The sequence below is a fragment of the Brucella haematophila genome, assembly GCF_005938105.1.
In the GTDB taxonomy this organism is placed as follows: Bacteria; Pseudomonadota; Alphaproteobacteria; order Rhizobiales; family Rhizobiaceae; genus Brucella; species Brucella haematophila.
Genome location: NZ_VCPE01000002.1, coordinates 136,933 through 156,142 on the forward strand (window position 1 = coordinate 136,933; position 19,210 = coordinate 156,142).

Here is a 19,210-nt window from a genome sequence, read left to right on the forward strand (position 1 = left end):
CTTGTCATTACCGAGCGCACCGCCAATGCGCTGCGGCTGACGGCCATCGACGTCAATGCCGCCAAGCTCGGGCTTTATCCCGGCATGGCGCTGACCGATGCGCGAGCGCGCGTGGAAAGACTTGATGTGGCCAATGCCGAGCCGGAGCGCGATGCCGCCCTGCTCAAAGGAATGGCCCATTGGTGCGAACGCTATACGCCGCTTGTCGCCTTCGATCCGCCGCACGGGTTGATGCTGGACATTACCGGCTGCGCGCATCTGTTCGGTGTCTTAACCGCCATGCATGCCGATGTGATCCGACGCATCGAGCGCGCCGGTCTGCACATACAGGCGGCCATTGCCGATAACAGTTTTGCTGCGCGGCTTCTCGCCCGAGGTACGAGAGGCGGTGTATTCGACAAGGCGCAGGCCGACGCCGTGTTGCCACGCCTGCCGCTTTCCGCACTTGAACTGGCCGCTGCCGCTGAAACCGGCCTCAAACGTGCGGGTCTGAAACGGATCGGCGATGTGATGGCGCTGCCGCGTGCCGCCCTCACCGCGCGCTTCGGTCCAGATCTCGCCACCCGTCTCGGTCGCCTGACACGGCAGGAGCGCGCGCCCATCTCGCCGCTGCGCATGGTACCGCTCGCAACGACTGAACGCCGCCTCTCCGAGCCTGTGACCGCCATGGAACTGGTGGAGCGCATCTTGCAGGAACTGGCGCTGGAGCTGTTCGCCCGGCTTGAGACGGAAGGCAAAGGCGCGCTTCTGATCGAAGCGACTTTCTTCCGGGTGGATGGCGCGATACGCCATATCCATATCGAAACTGGCCAACCTCTGCGCGACGACAGGGTTTTTCTGCGTCTTGCGCGCGAAAGGCTCAATGCCCTTACTGATCCGCTGGATGCCGGTTTTGGTTTCGACATGATCAGGCTTGCCGCCTTGCGCAGCGCCGCGGTCGCACAACGCCAGACCGGGCTGGACCAGCATGAGGAAGACGATGCCGGTTTCAGCCAGCTGATCGACCGGCTCTCGGCGCGTCTGGGGCCGGAACGCGTGCTGGTGCCCTTCGCGCGCGATACGCATATGCCGGAGCGCGCTTTTGGCCTGCGCCCTGCCCTGCATGGCAGCCGCGCAAGCCAGACCGACTATGAAAGCGGCCCGGCACTGGCCGGTGATCCGCCAGCGCGTCCCATAAAATTGTTTCGTCCGCCGCAGCCCATCGAAAGCGTGGCGGAAGTGCCTGACAGTCCGCCTTCGTTCTTCCTGTGGCGGCGGGTTCGCCATCATATTCGCCTTGCCGAGGGGCCAGAGCGGATCGAGCCGGAATGGTGGCTTTCCATCGGTCATGACGTGCCGGAACTGCGCGATTATTACCGGGTGGAGGATGAGAACGGCCAGCGTTTCTGGATTTTCCGCGAAGGGCTTTATGACGGCGCCAATCATCCGCGCTGGTTTCTGCATGGGTTGTTTGCCTGATGACCCATATCGGCAGAAACCCCGCTTATTATGAAATGGCTGTCGCCAGCAATTTCTCCTTCCTGTGCGGCGCATCGCATCCGCAGGAACTGGTGTTGCGCGCGCACGAACTTGGCCTGTCCGGCATCGGCATTGCCGATCGCAACACGCTGGCCGGTGTGGTGCGGGCGCATGCCGCCTGGAAAGATTTTCGTGACAAAAGCGACTTCCGGCTTTTCATCGGCTGCCGCCTGTCCTTCATCGACGGCACGCCGGATATGGTCGTCTATCCGCGCGACCGGCCTGCTTATGGCCAATTGTGCCGCCTCCTGACCGAGGGCAAAAGGCGCGCTGCCATCAAGGGCGAATGCCATCTGCTCTGGGCCGACCTGTTGTTTCGCGCCAGACAGTTTCAGATCGCCGTCATGCCTCCGGAAGACGACGATCCTGACTTTTCGACGCGCCTGTCGGAAATCGCCACGGCGGCGCAAGGCTGTGTCTGGCTGGCGCTCGCCATGCCGCATCAGGGCCATGACGGTCGCCGGGCCGAACGCATCGCCCGTTTTGCAGCAGACGCGGGCGTGCCGCTTCTCGCCACCAATGATGTGCTCTATCACCATCCCGACCGCCGTGCGCTTCAGGATGTGCTGACCGCAACCCGCCATCACAGCACGGTTTTTGCCGCCGGGCGGCTGCTGGAGAAAAACGCCGAGCGCCATCTGAAGCCAGCGCGGGAAATGGTACGGCTTTTCCGCGCCTATTCGCAGGCGATTGCTGCGACCGCCGATTTCACCGCGCCCATCACCTTCCAGCTCGATGAGTTGAAATATGACTATCCCGATGAGCCTGTGCCACCGGGAAAGACGCCGCAACAGCATTTGCATGATCTGGCCTGGGAAGGTGCTGCCCGACATTACGGCGCGGATACCATTCCGGAAAAGGTGCAGGCGCTGATCCACAAGGAGCTGGCACTGATCGAAAAGCTGCAATATGCGGCCTATTTCCTGACCGTCTATGACATTGTGAGCTATGCCCGCTCGCAAGATATTCTGTGCCAGGGGCGTGGCTCGGCGGCAAATTCCGTCGTGTGCTATTGCCTCGGTGTAACCGGTGTGGACCCGACCGAAGTCGATCTCCTGTTCGAGCGCTTCATTTCCGCCGAGCGCAAGGAACCGCCGGATATCGACGTCGATTTTGAACACGAACGACGCGAGGAGGTGATGCAATATGTCTATAATCGCTACACCACCGACCGCGCGGCAATTGTTGCGACCGTCATCAGCTATCGTTCCCGCAGTGCGATCCGTGATGTCGGCAAGGCGCTGGGACTGACCGAAGATGTGACGGCGGCGCTTGCCAATACGGTCTGGGGCATATCCGGCGGCGGCATCGACAAACAGCATATTCGTCAGGCAGGCCTCGACCCGGAAAATCCGGTGATCCGTCGCGCCGTGGAACTTGCCATAGAGCTGATCGGCTTTCCGCGCCACCTGTCGCAGCATGTGGGGGGCTTTGTGCTCACACGCGACCGTCTGGACGAGACTGTACCCATCGGCCCGGCAGCTATGGAAGACCGTTATTTCATCGAATGGGACAAGGATGACATCGATGAAGTGGGGCTGATGAAAGTGGATGTGCTGTCGCTCGGCATGCTCACCTGCATCCGCAAGGCTTTCGACCTCATTCACCAGCACAAGCCGCAGCTTTATGGTGGTCAAAAAATGACCCTCGCCACCCTGCCCCGCAAAGATGAAGCCGTCTATGACATGCTCTGCAAGGGGGATTCGCTCGGCGTATTTCAGGTAGAAAGCCGCGCGCAGATGAACATGCTGCCGCGTCTGAAACCGAAGGAGTTCTACGATCTCGTCATCCAGGTCGCCATTGTACGTCCCGGCCCGATTCAGGGCGATATGGTGCATCCCTATCTGCGACGAAGAAACGGACAGGAGCCCAACACCCTGCCGTCGCCTGCCCCGGAACATGGGCCACCGGACGAGCTGCGGCAGATATTGGACAAGACCAAAGGCGTGCCGCTGTTTCAGGAACAGGCTATGCGTATTGCCATCGAAGCGGCGAAATTCACGCCCGACGAAGCCAACCAATTGCGCCGTGCCATGGCGACTTTCCGCAAGATGGGCACCATCCACACCATGCAGGAAAAGATGATCGACGGCATGGTGAAGCGCGGCTACGACCGGACCTTCGCCGAGAACTGCTTCAACCAGATCAAGGGCTTCGGTGAATATGGTTTTCCGGAAAGCCATGCGGCAAGCTTTGCGCATCTGGTCTATATTTCCGCGTGGATCAAGCATCATCACCCGGAAGTCTTTGCCGCCGCCCTGCTCAACTCGCAGCCGATGGGTTTTTATGCCCCGGCGCAGATCGTGCGCGATGCGCGTGAGCATGGCGTGACGGTCCTGCCCGTCGATGTGAATTTCAGCCAATGGGATAATCTTCTCGAAGACATCCCCGGCCCGCAACCAGCTGTGCGGCTGGGCTTCCGCCAGATCGACGGCTTTGCCAGCCGGGATGCTGATCTGCTGCTTGCCGACCGGCATGAGCCTTATCGCACCATTGAGGATATGCATCGCCGCCTGCGCCTCGACCGGCGGGCCTTCACCGCGCTCGCCGATGCCGATGCTTTCGGCTCGCTCGATATCGACCGTCGCGCAGCACTCTGGGCTGTGCGCCGCCTGCCCAATGATGAAACCCTGCCGCTGTTTCGGGCTGCATCCACAAGCGAACTGGCGGAAGAACCGCGCACCAAGCTGCCCGAAATGGCCGCGGCGGAACATGTCATTGCCGATTACGAGACGACCCGGCTTTCGCTGAAAGGGCATCCGCTGCAATATTTACGCGAGGGGCTGACGGCGGAAGGTGTCTCCACCTGCCGCGCTGTGCAGGAAAGCACCGATAGCCGCCGGATGAAGGTGGCAGGCATCGTGACCGTTCGCCAGCGCCCCGGCAGCGCGAAGGGCGTTGTGTTTCTCACCATCGAAGACGAAACCGGCATTGCCAATATCGTCGTCTGGCCGAAGATCATGAAAGCATTTCGCCGCGAGGTGATGGGTGCTCGTCTCGTCCGCATCGATGGCCGCATCCAGCGCAGCCCGGAAGGCGTGGTGCATGTGGTGGCGGCCAAGATCGAGGATCGCTCCGGTGCCCTGCTGGATCTCAGCGGGCGCGAGGCGCAACGCCTCGTCCCGCCGTCACAAATGGCGCATCACCCCAGAAATGTGCGGATCATGCCGAAGTCACGAGACTTCCATTGAGTATTTCAGTTCCACGCGCCGACGAAGAACACAGCGCAATAATGCAGCATCGCCCCAACCACGACAAAGCCATGCCAGATGGCATTCTGAAAACGCAGCTGTTGCCAGACGTGAAAGATCACGCCCAGCGAATACACGATGCCGCCTGCTGCAATCAGCCAGAACACGGTCGGCGGCAGCGATTGAACAATCGTGTCGTAAACCATGATGCCGCTCCATCCGAGTGCCAGATAAAGCAGGATCGACAGCCGGTCGAAACGGCCGGGCAGGAAAAGCTTCAGCATGATGCCGATGAAAGCCACACCCCACACGAAAAGAAGCAGCGGTACGGCACGGTCGCCCATATGCATGGCGAAAGGTGTGTAGGTTCCGGCAATCAGCAGATAGATGGCCGAATGATCGAAACGGCGCAGGAACCACTTGGTCGGCGAGACCGGCCAGATATTATAGACCGCCGAAATACCGAGTGCGCCCAGAAGGCACGCCAGATAGACGCTGGAAGAAATCGACGTCGATGCGGGACTGTTGGGCAGGAAATAGATCAGCATGGCGATTGCACCGGCAAAGGCCAGCGCCACGCCGAGCACATGGATGACGCCATCCGCCCAGAGCTCCGCCCTGTCGTAATGCCATTTAATAGTATCTGGCAGTTTCATAATCTTCGCCCTGTCCGATGTTCAGACAGCAAACTGCCATTGCTCTACAGCGTCAATATGACAGTTAAACGCATCGTGCTTTCCAAAAATCGATTCCGACTTTTGGGCCGATGCGCCAATCGATGTCGAGATTTAAACCGGCGACCAAGCGCCGCCGGGATAAGCTTACTGCGCGGCAGGCGCGTAAGAAGCCTGGATCGGCGCAACACCCGGCAGCGGCGCGGACGAACCGCTTGGCAGGGAAACTGGCTCGATAGAAGCTGCGGCATCGCGTGTCGGGCCATTGCGGAAACCGCCATCCATGCCGGTTTCTTCCAGCATGCCCTGACGCTTAGCATCGTAATAATAGCCGCGTGCATAGTAACGCACGGCCTGGCTTTCATTGCCGCCGGCAACCTTATACGCACCCGACAGATAGCGAACGGCGTATTTCAGGTTGGTTTCGGCATCAAGCAAGCCCTTCGGCGCGCCCTTATAGCCCATGCCGCGTGCCGTCGGATGGCTGATCTGCATCAGACCCCAATAGGGTCCATTGCGCGCACCGGGATTGAAGCGGCTTTCGCGATGCACAACCCGGCGCACAAGACGCTCAGGCACATCATAAGCGACGGAATATTTGGCAATCAGCGCATCGAGATCTTTCGGCGCGTTCTCCGGCGTCTCAAAAGCCATGTTGGCGGCAACCGAAGCAGGCGAAGCGGCAGCACGTGCGCCGGCATAGGCCATCATCGGCTGCGAAACGCCGCGTTCGCCGGGAATAGGAACAGCGGCAGGCAAAACCGGCTCGGCAGAAGCAACGGCTTCGGCACCCGCTGCTGGCACGCCGGGAACGGTAGTACCGTCCGTTGTGGTGGCAGCGGCAATAGCGGCAGCGCCGCCTGTTGCAGCCGGACCAGCAGCCATGGCCGTTGCAGTCGTGCCGACGGCAGCGCCAGCGGCAGGAGCAGCCGCAGCACCCGGAACCGCAGTTGCGGTTGCGGCGGCAGGCGCACCCGCCACAGCAACAGCCTGCGGCGCGGTAGCGTCGATAGTGGCGCCCGCTGCACTCGTTTGGGGTGCGGTATCGGCGGGGGAAATCAGAGCCGTTTTGACCGGCTTGCCATCATTGGTGGTATTGCAGGCGCTCAGCGCCACGGCGCAGCCCAAAAGCAGGACACCCTTGCGTGCAAGGGAAGCGGATGCAGAAGAAAAAAGCGCGAAACGCATAGCTGGACCCGTTCTCAGGAATCGAAATCTTTTTCGATGCGTTTTTCAAGCTCGACCAGATCGTCAGGCAGCGGCAAACCGTTCGCACGGAGCGCATTCAGCTTTTCGCGAACCGTTTCGCGGATTTCATGGGCGTCCTGCGGCTGATTCACCATTTGCTCAAACAGCAGCGCAATTTCCGCCTTGATGTCCTCGAATGCCATCCAGATCCTCTTGGCTTAACGGCCTCCAGGAAGCCCGTTGCAGTCAATATTCTTTCGGTCGATGACAGTTCTGTACCACGCAAAAGACGAAAAGCGGAAGCTCTAAACGTCAGCGTCGCGCCAAAATGAATATTTCAAATGGTAACAAAAGGATTAACACGCTCAAAGAATGCGTGGCAGCATCGTATCTATGACATTGAAATCCAAGGCAAAAATCCCAAGATCGTCGAAGTCCAGCCCACCGTTTGGATCGAAGAGATAAATGCTCATCCAGATAAGCGCGATGACCAGCAAAATAGCCAGAATCGTGAGAATCAAAAGGCGTTTGCCGAGCGCCGCCTTGCGACCCGCCCCCTGCTTTGAATGCTTTGCCATCGTCACTTGTCGCCCCGGCTCTGGTGCTTCGGCGTTGTTTCGGACGCGCTAATCATCATTGGTCGCATTCAGTTCTTCCGGCGGCGTGCCATGTTCCGGCGCCGTCGGCAGATAGCCTTCATGAACCAGCCATTTGCGCAAAATCAGCGTTATGGCCTCTGTCAGGTTCAGACCCGGATGCTTCTCAGCGATGACGCGCTCCAAAGCATCATGCACATCATCGGGAAGATAGGTGCTCATTCTGTCTCCTCCGCTTAGAGCGCGTTTCGATCTGATTGGATCGGCGCTCTAACTGTTTTATAGAACGCACATCTTATCCGAAAACCGGTGCCCACTTTTCGGGATGCGCTTAATAATCTCAGACAACCGTTACGGACACGCTGCCGACACCATCCACCTTGCCCACGAGACGGTCGCCGCGCTGCACGGGGCCGACGCCTGCGGGCGTGCCTGTGAATATAAGATCGCCCGGTTGCAGCTCAAAGAGCGACGAGAGATAGGAAATCGTTTCGGCCACTTTCCAGATCATCTGGTTGAGATCACCGGACTGGCGCGTCTCACCATTGATGGAAAGCGAAATCGAGGCCGACTGCGGGTGGCCCACATCGGATACAGGCGCAATGGCCGAGCACGGTGCGGAATGTTCAAAAGCCTTGGCGACTTCCCACGGACGACCGGCCTTTTTAGCGACCGCTTGCAGGTCGCGCCGCGTCATGTCGATGCCGACCGCATAGCCGAAAACGTGATCCAGCGCCTGTTCGACCGGAATGTCGATGCCGCCGGTCTTCAATGCAATCACCAGCTCGATCTCGTGATGCACATCCTCTGTCTTGGGCGGATAGGGAAAATCACCGCCATTGATGACCAGGCTGTCCGGATTTTTCTGGAAGAAGAACGGAGGGTTGCGGGTCGGATCACCGCCCATTTCGATGGCGTGATCGGCATAATTCTGACCGACGCAATAGATGCGGTGCACGGGGAAAAGCGCATCTGTTCCCTTCACGGGCAGAAACGGCTGCGGGCGCGGCGCGAAGACATAATCGGTCATTGGGGATTATTCCGATCGGAAATTGCAGAATACGACGAGTTTTGCCCATCATGCAGACGCAAGCGCGTCCTCGCAAGCCTTGAAAGCAGCAATTCCCCGTTATCGCCCGTCCGAGACCACGACAAAATCCGCCTGGCGCGATTGTCCCACAACGAGTTGCGCATTGGGAATGTCGTTGGAAAGTGCGCGGTTGCGCGCCGTCTCCTCGTCGAAACCGAAAGAGAGCCAGCGGTCGATCAATCGCCGTTCCAGTACCGGAAAAGGCACATCGAGGCGGATCGTCATGTCGAAAAATGGCGCCAGTCTTGACCATGGTTGCTGGTCAAGCAGCAGATAATTGCCTTCGACCAGAAGCACCCGATGCTCGGGGCCGACCACCGAGGCCGCCGCACGGGAAAGCTCCAGCGAACGGTCGAACACCGGAATGAACACTTCCTCCCGCACTTGTTTCAGCCGTTCGAGCAACGCTGCAAACCCGGCGCAATCGAAAGTCGGCGGCGATCCTTTGCGACTGCGCAGACCACGCTGATCGAGAATCACATCGTCGAGGTGAAACCCGTCCATCGGCACGACGATGGACGGTGCGTCATCGCCGTTGTTAAGGGCAGCGCGCAGCTCTTCAGAGATCGTAGACTTGCCTGCGCCCGGAGGGCCGGCAATCGCGACGATCAACCGGCCATCATCCTTGGCAAGCCGCGCAAGAATTTCTGAAGGCAGGGCTTCGCGGTCGATAGGCGTCATGTCCGGTTTCCGTATTCTGTCCTTGCCGATGGGTGGGCTGACAGATGCAGCGATTCGAGGGGCCCGCTCAAGAAAACTATGCAGCCTCGGCCTTCGGTCGCATTGCGCCCGTCATCAGAGCCACGGCGTCAGACATCGAATATTCCTTCGGGTCGATCACCGTCAGCCGACGTCCGAGCCGGTGAATATGGATGCGGTCGGCCACTTCGAACACATGCGGCATGTTATGCGAGATGAGCACTATCGGCATGCCCCGCGCCTTGACGTCCTGAATCAGTTCCAGCACACGGCGCGATTCCTTGACGCCGAGCGCTGCCGTTGGCTCATCCATGATCACGACCTTGGACCCGAAAGCGGCTGCGCGCGCCACCGCAACGCCCTGACGCTGCCCGCCGGACAGCGTCTCCACCGCCTGACCGATATTCTGGATGGTCATCAGACCCAGCTCCGTCAGCTTATCGCGGGCGATCTTCTCCATCGCGCCTCGGTCGAGCATACGGAATACCGAACCGAGCGGTCCCTTGCGGCGGATTTCCCGCCCGAGAAACAGATTGTCAGCGATGGAAAGCGCGGGCGAAAGAGCGAGGTTCTGGTAAACTGTCTCGATACCCGCATGCCGGGCTTCCATCGGCGAATGGAAGCTGACCGGCTTGCCATCGAGCTGGATTTCACCTTCGTCGGGCTTGATCGCGCCGGACAGCGCCTTGATGAGCGATGATTTACCCGCGCCATTATCGCCGATAACGGCGAGGATTTCGCCCGGATAGAGATCGAAATCGGCATGGTCGAGCGCGGTAACGCGGCCATAACGCTTGACCAGACCTTTTGCCGAGAGAACAGGTGTAGCCGAGTTTGTCATGCGGCAGCCTTTCTGATCCATTGGTCGATGGCAACAGCGGCGATGATGAGAACGCCGATCAGGAGATAGGTCCATTGCGGATCGGTGCCCCAAAGGCGCAGGCCGAGCGAGAACACGCCGACAATCAGCGCACCGAACATGGTGCCGAGGATGGAGCCGCGCCCGCCGAAGAGCGAGATGCCGCCGATCACCACAGCCGTGATGGACTCGATATTGGCGAACTGGCCTGCAGTCGGCGACACGGAACCAAGGCGACCAATCATTGCCCAGCCAGCCAGAGCGCAGATGATACCGGCCAGAACATAGACCGACATCAGGATCGGCTTGACCGAAACGCCGGACAGCTTTGCGGCCTCCGGATCATCGCCGATGGCGTAGACATGGCGGCCCCAGGCGGTGTGGTTCAGCACATACCAGAGCAACAGCACCAAAAGCACCATGGCGATCACGCCATAAGTAAACACAGCACCGCCGACGCGAATGCTCTCGCCGAAAAATTGCAGGATCGGCGCTTGCGCGGTGATCTCCTGCGCCCGGATGGTTTCATTGGCCGAATAGAGGAAATTTGTCGCCAGAATCACCTGCCACATGCCGAGCGTGACGATGAAGGGCGGCAGGCGAACATAAGCGACAAGAAAGCCGTTGATGAAGCCGCAAAGCGCGCCGGTTGCAAAGCCAAGCACGATGGAAAGCTCGGCTGGCAGACCATAGCGGAAAGTGAACTGGCCCATCACCACCGATGACAGCACCATGATCGCGCCGACCGAAAGATCGATACCGGCAGTGAGAATGACCAGCGTTTGCGCTGCGGCCACGATGCCTGTGATAGCGACCTGCTGGAGAATGAGCGTGAGCGCAAAGGCGGAGAAGAACTTGCCGCCCAATGTGACGCCGAACACCACCAACGACAGAACCAACACGATCAGCGGCACGGCTGCCGGATTGTGATGCAGAAACTGGCGGACGCGGTAAACGGTCGAACGATCGCCCGCATCGAAGGAGGCGACGTCGGTTGCGCTTTGCGACAGGGTTGTTTCAAACGCCTGCATCGACGGTTTTTTTGCAGCGGAAGCCGCCTGTGGCTCACTCATGATTGTCTCCTGCTTTCGCCCGCAGAACGGTCCGGCAAATCTGACACTACAGTTGCATTCTTCGTGATGCCGGTCTGCAACGAGCAATTTCCTGTGCTCCGGTGCTCGAAAATCACTCGTTTCGCCACGGCCTGACGAATTTGCAACTGTAGTGCAAAGACCCGCCAGGCCGGCATTTCCCGACGTTTCAACGACGGATCAACCCCAGCACTTGCCCAGCGCCGTCTTGGTGTCGATCGACGGAACGCCATCGACAGGCTTGTCGGTGACGAGCGTCACGCCCGTATCGACGAAAGTTTTGCCTTCGGTCGGCTTTGGCTTTTCGCCGGTATCGGCAAACTTCTTGATCGCCTCGATGCCAAGCGACGCCATCTGCAACGGATATTGCTGCGAGGTTGCACCAATCACGCCAGCTGCAACATTCTTCACGCCGGGGCAGCCGCCATCGATGGAAACAATCAGCACGTCCTTTTCACGACCCACTGCCTTCAGCGCTTCATAAGCGCCAGCAGCGGCAGGTTCGTTGATCGTGTGCACGACATTGATGGTCGGATCTTTCTGGAGAAGGTTTTCCATGGCGCGACGGCCGCCTTCTTCATTGCCATCGGTCAGATCGCGACCAGCGATGCGCGGATCGTCTTCATCGCCAAGCTTGCTCTTGTCCTTCGGGTCAATACCGAAACCGACATCGAAGCCCTGATCGCGCAGAACGTCGACGCTGGGCTGTGAGGCTGTCAGGTTGAGGAAGGCAACGCGCGCATCCTTGGCCTTGTCGCCAAGCGTTGATGCAGCCCATTTGCCGACCAGTTCACCGGCCATGAAATTGTCGGTCGCAAAAGTCGCGTCTGCCGCATCGGCCGGTTCCAGCGGCGTGTCGAGCGCGATGATCAGAAGACCAGCATCACGCGCCTTTTGCAGCGTCGGCACGATGCCCTTGGTGTCGGAAGCCGTGATGAGAATGCCCTTGGCGCCATCGGCGATGCAGGTTTCAACGGCTGCAACCTGACTTTCTGAATCGCCGTCAATCTTGCCCGCATAGGTCTTGAGGTTGACGCCCAGCTCCTTGGCCTTGGCGACAGCGCCTTCTTTCATCTTGACGAAAAAGGGATTGGTGTCGGTCTTGGTAATGAGGCATGCGCCAACATCGGCAGCCTGCGCAGGCAGTGCTGCAACACCAAGCGTGAAGGCAGCAAAGGCCGCCGACAGAACTGTCTTCTTCATGAACTCCTCCCAGAGTGATACCGGTCCTTTTCCCCCGGCATGCCATGAGGAAAACACGGCTTTGAAACAGAGTCAATTAATAAATCCACTTGATTTATTAATGTGCTGTGTCACTCTCACCATCGGAGGAGAAAGCCGAGGGAAGCAGGAGACCGCGCTGCAAAAGCAGGTAACTTGCCGCGTAAGCTTTTGTTTTTATTTCATATCCCAAAGAAGAGGGCTTTTTCTCCTGCGATGAATGGGTTAGGACCTCGCCGTGCCCGAACACGACAGTTGCAAATTCGTCAGGCCGTGGCGAAACGAGTGATTTTCGAGCACCGGAGCGGAGCGTACTTCAACGTACGTGAGCACCGGAGCACAGGAAATTGCTCGTTGCAGACCGGCATCACGAAGAATGCAACTGTCGTGTCAAGCGTGGGATTTGGGAGAGAAAATGGTCAGGCATCATCCGGAACAGGACGTTTCCGAGCCGAGGGACGGACCGGCAGGTTCGCCCGGCCCTGCCATGCAGAAATTTGCCGAACCGGGCGCGAATATCAATCGCGGTTCCAACCAGATCGGTGTGCGCGCCTATAATGAGCGGTTGGTTCTGGCGCTCGTCCGCAGGCATGGCGCTCTGGCCCGGGCCGATATTGCGCGCCTGACCGGCCTTTCGGCGCAGACCGTTTCCGTCATCATTCGCGCTCTGGAAAAAGACGGGCTGATCACGCAAGGCGAGCGCGTGCGTGGGCGGGTCGGCCAGCCTTCCATGCCGATGCGGCTTGCAGCCGACGGTGTTTTCTCCTTCGGCCTCAAGATCGGGCGACGCAGCGCGGAAATCATATTGATGGATTTTCTGGGCGCGATCCGCGAACGCAGGCACATCACCTATCGCTGGCCAGTACCCGACGAAATCCGCCATTTCGCCTTTGACAGTATTGCCGCTTTCACCGCCGCACTTGATCCGGACAAGCGCGATCGCATTGCAGGCCTCGGCATCGCGCTGCCTTTTGAACTGTGGAACTGGGTTGAGGAAGTGGGCGCGCCCGCCGCCGACATGAATGCGTGGCTCGATGCCGATCTCGTCAACGATTTCGGCGCGGTCTTTCCGTTTCCAGTGTTTCTCCAGAATGACGGCACGGCAGCCTGTGGCGCGGAACTGACCTTCGGGCGCGGGCCGGAATTCACCGATTTCGTCTATTTCTTCATCGGCTCGTTCATTGGCGGCGGCGTGGTGCTGAACAACACGCTCTATCCGGGCCGCACCGGCAATGCCGGTGCACTCGGTTCCATGCCGATGCGCATGCGCAGCGCCGAAGACGGGCGCGCGACATTGCAGCTCATCGATACAGCCTCGCTTTTCGTGCTGGAGCGGCTGTTGCAGGAGCGGAACATCTCGTCCGACGATCTCTGGCTGTCGCCCGAAAGCTGGCACAATTTCGGCGAGCCGCTGGATGCCTGGATTGCACTCGCCGCGCGCGGGCTTGCCCATGCAGCGGTGGCCGCAGCGTCGATCATCGATTTTCCAGCGGCCATCATTGATGGATGGCTGCCGGAAAGTGTTCGCCATCGCATTGTCGAAGCAACGCGGGCCGAACTTTCCCGCCTTGATCTTCAGGGTCTCAGTGCGCCGGAGATCATAGAGGGCAAGGTCGGCGTCCACGCCAAGGCAATGGGTGCTGCAAGCCTGCCGCTCTCCAACCGCTATCTGTTCGACCAGAGCGTATTGTTCAAGGATGCAGGCTAGCGCCCTTGATGGCCTTGTCGATATCCTTCTTCGGACCATAAAGCGCCAGCCCGACCAGATCGGGCGCATCTGCCGGCTCTGTCTTGAACACAGCGCGATTGGCTTCGTCATGGCCGGTCTCGAACATGGCTTGCACATAAGGCGCGCGCACCAGATCGCGCTGGATCGATTGCTGCCATGCCCGTTGCAGGATTTCCGGCGTCGCGGCGAAAATCAGCATCGGCTGCCCCAGAAGTGGCGCGTGGCGGCGGCCTGACGCATCTTCGTAAGGCGTGCCCATGGCATCAGGCACGGCACCGGATATGCCGGTTGCGATGAAGGCAGTCACGTTCAGTTTTTGCCAGACGGGCAAATCGTTCAGGACAAGAATGGCTACTTTGGTATCGAAAATCATCGGTTCTTCCTCTGTTCGAGAGAAGACCTATCTCTTCGCGGCTGCAATTTCTGGAACGTTTGTGCGCCCCCGACGATAAGCTGCCGGTGTCATGCCATAAGCCCGCCGGAACCAGCGCCCCATATGGCTTTGGTCTGCAAAGCCGCTGAGTGCGGCGGCTTCCGCTGGCGGCACTTTCTCTCGCAACAGCCGGCGCGCCTCGGCAAGCCGCAACTGCACCAGAAAGGCATGGGGTGATGTGCCGAACTCACGTCGAAACCCGCGTGAAAGCTGAAATCGGTCCGCAGCACCTGCGGCTTTTGCCAGCTCATCCAGCCCGAATTCTTCATCGAAGCGCGCACGCAGATACTCCATCGCACGGGCTGCAACGGGATGCGGCGGCGCACCTGTTTCCGGCCCGTCCTGCCCGAGATGCCGCGCCAGATGCTGCGTAACCTGATCGCGATAATCCTCGACCATCAGCTGCGGCGCTTGCAGAAAGATCGCTTCGCAGGCACGTGCTATGGCTTGAAACAACTGCTGGTCATCGGCCAGCGTTTCGCGAAAGCCGATATGCGCGTCATTGCCACCCATTGCATCGCGGATCAGCGATTGCGGCATATAGAGCATATTGTAAGTGAAACCGTCCGCCTCAATCGCCTGCCCGTCGTGACGTTCGCCCGGTTCGATGAGAATCACCCGGCCCGGCGTGCTCTGCCGCCGCTTGCCGCGACAGAAAAAGTCCTGCACGCCCGCATGTGTTACGCCGACAAGCCATTCGTCATGGAAATGCATGTCATAGGCATGGCTGTGAAAACGCGCAGCAACGGCTTCAAGTCCGGTGGCATCGTCGCGTTTCAGGCGCATGACATCGCGGGCGTCATGGCCATGGTGGTTCATGTCGGTCATCGGATAAATTTGTAGCACATCGCGTCACAAACACACGCTTTGTTATTTTCAAACAATAAGTTTGATCTATGTTGTCTTGCAATGACCGCAAATGGCAACACATTGACTGCTTAATTCATTGAATCGAACGGGAAAGATATGACCGTCAAGACGATCGCGACCACGCCTTTTCAAGATCAGCAACCGGGCACTTCAGGCCTGCGCAAGAAGGTTCCTGTTTTCCAGCAGCCCAACTATGCCGAAAACTTCATCCAGTCAGTTTTCGATGTGCTGGAAGGTTTTGAAGGCAAGACGCTGGTGGTTGGCGGCGACGGACGCTTCTATAATCGCGAAGTGATCCAGAAGCTCATCAAGATCGCGGTCGCCAACGGCTTCGGTCGCATCATGGTGGGCCAAGGCGGCATTCTGTCGACACCGGCTGCATCCAACATGATCCGCAAATACAAGGCCTTCGGCGGCATGATACTGTCGGCCAGCCATAATCCAGGCGGCCCGAAGGAAGATTTCGGCATCAAGTACAATATCGGCAATGGCGGCCCGGCACCGGAAAAGATCACCGAGGCGATCTTCGCCCGCTCCAAGGTGATCGATCAGTACAAAATCGCCGAGGTGGCCGATGTCGATATCGACAAACTCGGCAGCACCAGGCTGGGTGACGCCGAGATCGTCATTTTCGATCCGGTGACCGACTATGCCGAACTGATGGAAAGCCTGTTCGATTTCGACGCCATCCGCGCCATGATCAAGGGCGGTTTTGGGCTCAAATTCGACGCCATGCATGCCGTGACTGGTCCTTACGCCAAGGAAATTTTCGAGCGCCGTCTCGGCGCGCCGGATGGTAGCGTCGTCAATTTCGTTCCGCTGCCGGATTTCGGCGGCCATCACCCCGATCCAAACCTCGTCTATGCAAAGGATCTCTATGATCTGCTGATGTCGGACAACGCACCAGATTTCGGTGCAGCCTCTGACGGTGATGGCGACCGCAACCTCATCATCGGGCGCGGCATTTTCGTCACCCCTTCCGATTCGCTCGCCATGCTTGCCGCCAATGCGCATCTGGCGCCCGGATATAAGGGCGGCATCAAGGGCATCGCGCGTTCCATGCCGACCAGCGCCGCCGCCGACCGTGTCGCGGAAAAGCTCGGCATCGGCATGTATGAAACGCCGACCGGCTGGAAATTCTTCGGCAATCTGCTGGACAATGGCAAGGTCACGATCTGCGGCGAAGAAAGCTCCGGCACGGGCTCCGATCACGTGCGTGAGAAGGACGGCCTGTGGGCCGTGCTGCTCTGGCTCAACATTCTGGCCGTGCGCAAGGAAAGCGTGAAGGCCATTGTCGAGGAACATTGGGCGCGCTTCGGGCGCAATTATTACACCCGCCACGACTATGAAGCGGTCGATTCGGATATCGCGAACAAGCTGGTGGCCGACCTGCGCGACAAGCTTTCGAGCCTGCCGGGCACCACGGTCAACGGTTTGAAGATCGAGAAGGCCGACGACTTCGCCTATCATGATCCGGTCGACCATTCGGTGAGCGAGCATCAGGGCATCCGCATCTATTTCCCCGATGGCGGGCGCGTCGTGCTTCGCCTGTCGGGCACCGGCACGTCGGGCGCAACCATCCGCATCTATATCGAACGCTATGAAGCGGACACCGCCAAGCACAATCTCGATACGCAGGAAACACTCGCCGCACTGATCGACGCTGCGGAACAGATCGCCGAAGTCAAGAAGCGCAGCGGACGCGACGCTCCGTCGGTGGTTACGTGATCAGTTAGGGGAATAGGGGAATAGGGGAATAGGGGAATAGGGGAATAGGGGAATAGGGGAATAGGGGAATAGGCTTGCAAGGCCGAAACCTTGTTCAAGCGCTCTTTTCACTTATTCCCCTACTGCCTTACTCCCCACTCCCTTAATCGAAGACAATCGCCGGAGCTGGCCGACCGGCCCCGTTGCCGCCCTTCATGTTTTCCCAGACCTTCGAGGCGATATCGCGGTAGATTTTCGCGTGCTCACTATCCGGATCGACCACCGTGACCGGTGTGCCATTATCCGAATGGGCGCGGATATCCATATGCAGCGGCACTTCGCCGAGGAACGGCACATTGAGGCGCTCGGCCTCCTTGCGCGCGCCGCCATGACCGAAAATGTCGTAGCGCTTGCCGGTATCCGGCGCGATGAAGTAGCTCATATTTTCGACAATGCCGAGCAACGGCACATCCACCTTGCGGAACATGGACAGGCCCTTGCGCGCGTCGATCAGCGCCAGATCCTGTGGCGTCGAGACGACGACCGCACCAGCCAGCGGCACCTGTTGCGCCATCGTCAATTGCGCATCGCCAGTGCCCGGAGGCATGTCGACGACGAGGACGTCAAGCTCACCCCAAGCCACTTCGCGCAGCATCTGCGTCAGCGCCGACATGACCATCGGCCCGCGCCAGATCATCGGCGTTTCCTCATCAACCATGAAGCCCATGGACATGACCTTGAGGCCGTAATTTTCCATCGGCTTCAGGATGCGGCCTTCAATCGTTTCCGGACGACCGGTAAGGCCCAGAAGACGCGGCATGGACGGCCCGTAAATATCGGCGTCGAGAATGCCGACCTTCAAGCCATTGGCCTGCAGACCGAGGGCGAGATTGACCGCGGTGGTGGACTTGCCCACGCCGCCCTTGCCGGATGCGACAGCGATGATCGCGCCGACACCGGGAATGCCGGGCTTTTGCGCCGCACGTTGCGGTGGCGAGGGATGACGATGCTGCGCAGGTGCGGCAGCAGCAGGGCGTGGTTGCGGCTTTGGCGGCGGCGGAGCGTCGTCGCTGGTGCGACCGCCTCGCTTTTCCGCCGTCAGCGTGACCAGTGCACCGGAAACGCCGGGGATTTCCTTCACGGCCTTTTCCGCTGCAACCCGCATGGGTTCCAGCCCGTCTGCGCGTTCCGCCGGAACCGTGATGGAGAAGAAGACCTTGCCGTCGGCAATAAAGATATCCGATACCAGTCCGAGCGACACAACATCGCTTTCGAAGTCCGGTCCCGTCACGGTCTTCAGCCGCTCCAGAACCTGTTCGCGCGTTACGCTTGCCATTTCGATTCCCTTGATTAGGGGAGTAAGGGAATAGGGGAGTAAGGCAGTATGTTCCTCGAAACGAACACACCGCGCGACCACCTATTCCCTTACTCCCCTATTCCCATATTGCCTTACTGTTACTCCCCTATTCCCATTTCACCAAGAGGCCAATACCTCATTCAGGCCGCTTCCTCACAGACGGCGGCTTCGGGGCGATGTCCCATGAGATAAAGCGCGCAGGTGGTGCGCAGCATGGAGGCGAAATTCGGGATCGCGCCATTGGCCTCCAGCGCTTCATCATAGAGCGTGGAGATAAAGCGTGGCGTGGTCAGATTCTGGCTGGCCGCGATTTCATCCAACAGGCGCCAGAATGTGGCTTCCAGCTGAATGCTGGTGGAATGCCCGCCAATGCGCACGGAGCGATTGATCTGCCGGTAGCCTTCCGGGTCCTGCTCGGCGAAAACCTTGCACATGGGTTCCTCCATCCTTTAGAGCGCGAACTGTGCTGTGGTAGCCGATTGCCACCACGCCGTCGTTTTTTCTTTCATAATCGACAACCAGTGAGACAATCGCAAGCCGCTTTTGCTGAAGCGCTGCCAAAAATGACATGCAAGAAATAGGAGTCACTTGTGGCTAAAGCCATTCATTCGATGATCCGCGTTCTCGACGAGGAAAAATCAGTTTCCTTCTACCAACAGGCCTTCAAGCTCGACATTGCCGAACGCATTGATTTCGAAACATTCACGCTAATCTATCTGCGCAATGCAGAAGCCGACTTCGAAGTCGAGCTGACGGTCAACAAGGGCCGCACCGAACCGTATAATCTGGGCGACGGATATGGTCACCTTGCCGTGGTCGTGGACGATGTCGACGCCGAACATGCCCGCTTCACCGCGCTTGGTTTCAAGGTCGGCAAGCTTGTCGATTTCAAGAACAAGGGCGTGCAGCTCGCCCGCTTCTTCTTTGCCGAAGATCCGGACGGGTACAAGATTGAAGTTCTGCAGCGCGGCGGCCGTTACCAGTAAG

Annotated in this window: 19 protein-coding genes; 5 read left to right on the forward strand and 14 right to left on the reverse strand. The window is 59.0% G+C overall.

What is annotated here, in order from left to right:
- Nucleotides 1–6: 6 nt before the first annotated feature.
- Together FGI60_RS03440 and FGI60_RS03445 are read left to right on the forward strand one after the other, a co-directional pair.
- Complete coding sequence (locus FGI60_RS03440) at nucleotides 7–1,458, forward strand: Y-family DNA polymerase (protein WP_138784230.1); 1,452 nt, start codon at nucleotides 7–9, stop codon at nucleotides 1,456–1,458.
- Nucleotides 1,458–4,709, forward strand: coding sequence for an error-prone DNA polymerase (locus FGI60_RS03445; RefSeq protein WP_138783958.1), 3,252 nt, complete (start codon nucleotides 1,458–1,460; stop codon nucleotides 4,707–4,709). Before FGI60_RS03440 ends, FGI60_RS03445 begins: the two co-directional genes overlap by 1 nt.
- Nucleotides 4,710–4,714: 5 nt before the next feature.
- Here FGI60_RS03445 and trhA read toward each other — a convergent pair whose 3' ends face one another.
- The 10 genes from trhA to FGI60_RS03495 form a co-directional block, all read right to left on the reverse strand.
- Complete coding sequence (gene trhA, locus FGI60_RS03450) at nucleotides 4,715–5,365, reverse strand: PAQR family membrane homeostasis protein TrhA (protein ID WP_138783959.1); 651 nt, start codon at nucleotides 5,363–5,365, stop codon at nucleotides 4,715–4,717.
- Nucleotides 5,366–5,530: 165 nt separating this feature from the next.
- Nucleotides 5,531–6,571, reverse strand: a complete 1,041-nt coding sequence (locus FGI60_RS03455; protein WP_138783960.1) for a lytic transglycosylase domain-containing protein — start codon at nucleotides 6,569–6,571, stop codon at nucleotides 5,531–5,533.
- A 14-nt stretch (nucleotides 6,572–6,585) separates the two neighbouring features.
- Nucleotides 6,586–6,774 (reverse strand): hypothetical protein, encoded by a 189-nt coding sequence (locus FGI60_RS03460; protein WP_078339953.1) that lies wholly within the window; start codon nucleotides 6,772–6,774, stop codon nucleotides 6,586–6,588.
- Nucleotides 6,775–6,936: 162 nt separating this feature from the next.
- Nucleotides 6,937–7,149, reverse strand: coding sequence for a hypothetical protein (locus tag FGI60_RS03465; protein ID WP_078339952.1), 213 nt, complete (start codon nucleotides 7,147–7,149; stop codon nucleotides 6,937–6,939).
- A gap of 48 nt (nucleotides 7,150–7,197) precedes the next feature.
- Nucleotides 7,198–7,389 (reverse strand): hypothetical protein, encoded by a 192-nt coding sequence (locus tag FGI60_RS03470; protein WP_138783961.1) that lies wholly within the window; start codon nucleotides 7,387–7,389, stop codon nucleotides 7,198–7,200.
- 118 nt (nucleotides 7,390–7,507) lie between these two features.
- The gene (locus FGI60_RS03475) at nucleotides 7,508–8,197 is read right to left on the reverse strand and encodes a fumarylacetoacetate hydrolase family protein (protein ID WP_138783962.1); all 690 of its coding nucleotides are present in this window, start codon (nucleotides 8,195–8,197) and stop codon (nucleotides 7,508–7,510) included.
- A 99-nt stretch (nucleotides 8,198–8,296) separates the two neighbouring features.
- Nucleotides 8,297–8,938: a nucleoside/nucleotide kinase family protein gene (locus FGI60_RS03480; RefSeq protein WP_138783963.1), complete on the reverse strand. Its 642-nt coding sequence runs from the start codon at nucleotides 8,936–8,938 to the stop codon at nucleotides 8,297–8,299.
- 76 nt (nucleotides 8,939–9,014) lie between these two features.
- Nucleotides 9,015–9,797 carry an ATP-binding cassette domain-containing protein gene (locus tag FGI60_RS03485; RefSeq protein WP_078339948.1) on the reverse strand — a complete coding sequence of 261 codons (783 nt, stop codon included), beginning with the start codon at nucleotides 9,795–9,797 and terminating at the stop codon, nucleotides 9,015–9,017.
- Nucleotides 9,794–10,888, reverse strand: a complete 1,095-nt coding sequence (locus tag FGI60_RS03490; RefSeq protein WP_138783964.1) for an ABC transporter permease — start codon at nucleotides 10,886–10,888, stop codon at nucleotides 9,794–9,796. The genes FGI60_RS03485 and FGI60_RS03490 overlap by 4 nt, the downstream gene beginning before the upstream one ends.
- Nucleotides 10,889–11,086: 198 nt before the next feature.
- On the reverse strand, nucleotides 11,087–12,109 hold the full coding sequence (locus FGI60_RS03495; protein WP_138783965.1) for a sugar ABC transporter substrate-binding protein: 1,023 nt from the start codon (nucleotides 12,107–12,109) through the stop codon (nucleotides 11,087–11,089).
- A 433-nt stretch (nucleotides 12,110–12,542) separates the two neighbouring features.
- Between FGI60_RS03495 and FGI60_RS03500 the strand changes: the two genes are divergently transcribed.
- On the forward strand, nucleotides 12,543–13,835 hold the full coding sequence (locus FGI60_RS03500) for an ROK family transcriptional regulator (protein WP_138783966.1): 1,293 nt from the start codon (nucleotides 12,543–12,545) through the stop codon (nucleotides 13,833–13,835).
- Here the strand turns inward: FGI60_RS03500 and FGI60_RS03505 are convergent.
- Both FGI60_RS03505 and FGI60_RS03510 read right to left on the reverse strand, forming a co-directional pair.
- The gene (locus tag FGI60_RS03505) at nucleotides 13,819–14,229 is read right to left on the reverse strand and encodes a DUF2000 domain-containing protein (protein WP_138783967.1); all 411 of its coding nucleotides are present in this window, start codon (nucleotides 14,227–14,229) and stop codon (nucleotides 13,819–13,821) included. The two genes, FGI60_RS03500 and FGI60_RS03505, sit on opposite strands and share 17 nt — an antisense overlap.
- A 27-nt stretch (nucleotides 14,230–14,256) precedes the next feature.
- Nucleotides 14,257–15,117, reverse strand: coding sequence for an AraC family transcriptional regulator (locus tag FGI60_RS03510; RefSeq protein ID WP_138783968.1), 861 nt, complete (start codon nucleotides 15,115–15,117; stop codon nucleotides 14,257–14,259).
- Between the two features lie 138 nt (nucleotides 15,118–15,255).
- On the opposite strand from FGI60_RS03510, the gene FGI60_RS03515 reads away from it, so the two are divergent.
- A complete protein-coding gene (locus FGI60_RS03515; protein WP_138783969.1) occupies nucleotides 15,256–16,887 on the forward strand; it encodes an alpha-D-glucose phosphate-specific phosphoglucomutase in 1,632 nt (543 codons plus the stop codon).
- A gap of 142 nt (nucleotides 16,888–17,029) precedes the next feature.
- Here the strand turns inward: FGI60_RS03515 and apbC are convergent, their stop codons facing one another.
- Nucleotides 17,030–18,202, reverse strand: coding sequence for an iron-sulfur cluster carrier protein ApbC (apbC, locus tag FGI60_RS03520; RefSeq protein ID WP_138783970.1), 1,173 nt, complete (start codon nucleotides 18,200–18,202; stop codon nucleotides 17,030–17,032).
- 161 nt (nucleotides 18,203–18,363) lie between these two features.
- Nucleotides 18,364–18,657 carry a ribbon-helix-helix domain-containing protein gene (locus FGI60_RS03525; protein WP_006471202.1) on the reverse strand — a complete coding sequence of 98 codons (294 nt, stop codon included), beginning with the start codon at nucleotides 18,655–18,657 and terminating at the stop codon, nucleotides 18,364–18,366.
- A gap of 156 nt (nucleotides 18,658–18,813) precedes the next feature.
- Between FGI60_RS03525 and FGI60_RS03530 the strand changes: the two genes are divergently transcribed.
- On the forward strand, nucleotides 18,814–19,209 hold the full coding sequence (locus tag FGI60_RS03530; protein WP_138783971.1) for a VOC family protein: 396 nt from the start codon (nucleotides 18,814–18,816) through the stop codon (nucleotides 19,207–19,209).
- The last annotated feature ends 1 nt before the right edge of the window (nucleotide 19,210 follow it).

Coding starts and splice junctions, on each gene's coding strand:
- trhA (WP_138783959.1), bottom strand. CDS start 5,365: ATGAAACTGCCAGATACTATTAAATGGCATTACGACAGGGCGGAGCTC.
- FGI60_RS03500 (WP_138783966.1), top strand. CDS start 12,543: ATGGTCAGGCATCATCCGGAACAGGACGTTTCCGAGCCGAGGGACGGA.
- FGI60_RS03490 (WP_138783964.1), bottom strand. CDS start 10,888: ATGAGTGAGCCACAGGCGGCTTCCGCTGCAAAAAAACCGTCGATGCAG.
- FGI60_RS03475 (WP_138783962.1), bottom strand. CDS start 8,197: ATGACCGATTATGTCTTCGCGCCGCGCCCGCAGCCGTTTCTGCCCGTG.
- FGI60_RS03510 (WP_138783968.1), bottom strand. CDS start 15,117: ATGACCGACATGAACCACCATGGCCATGACGCCCGCGATGTCATGCGC.
- FGI60_RS03515 (WP_138783969.1), top strand. CDS start 15,256: ATGACCGTCAAGACGATCGCGACCACGCCTTTTCAAGATCAGCAACCG.
- FGI60_RS03480 (WP_138783963.1), bottom strand. CDS start 8,938: ATGACGCCTATCGACCGCGAAGCCCTGCCTTCAGAAATTCTTGCGCGG.
- FGI60_RS03455 (WP_138783960.1), bottom strand. CDS start 6,571: ATGCGTTTCGCGCTTTTTTCTTCTGCATCCGCTTCCCTTGCACGCAAG.
- FGI60_RS03485 (WP_078339948.1), bottom strand. CDS start 9,797: ATGACAAACTCGGCTACACCTGTTCTCTCGGCAAAAGGTCTGGTCAAG.
- apbC (WP_138783970.1), bottom strand. CDS start 18,202: ATGGCAAGCGTAACGCGCGAACAGGTTCTGGAGCGGCTGAAGACCGTG.
- FGI60_RS03505 (WP_138783967.1), bottom strand. CDS start 14,229: ATGATTTTCGATACCAAAGTAGCCATTCTTGTCCTGAACGATTTGCCC.
- FGI60_RS03470 (WP_138783961.1), bottom strand. CDS start 7,389: ATGAGCACCTATCTTCCCGATGATGTGCATGATGCTTTGGAGCGCGTC.
- FGI60_RS03525 (WP_006471202.1), bottom strand. CDS start 18,657: ATGTGCAAGGTTTTCGCCGAGCAGGACCCGGAAGGCTACCGGCAGATC.
- FGI60_RS03445 (WP_138783958.1), top strand. CDS start 1,458: ATGACCCATATCGGCAGAAACCCCGCTTATTATGAAATGGCTGTCGCC.
- FGI60_RS03495 (WP_138783965.1), bottom strand. CDS start 12,109: ATGAAGAAGACAGTTCTGTCGGCGGCCTTTGCTGCCTTCACGCTTGGT.
- FGI60_RS03460 (WP_078339953.1), bottom strand. CDS start 6,774: ATGGCATTCGAGGACATCAAGGCGGAAATTGCGCTGCTGTTTGAGCAA.
- FGI60_RS03465 (WP_078339952.1), bottom strand. CDS start 7,149: ATGGCAAAGCATTCAAAGCAGGGGGCGGGTCGCAAGGCGGCGCTCGGC.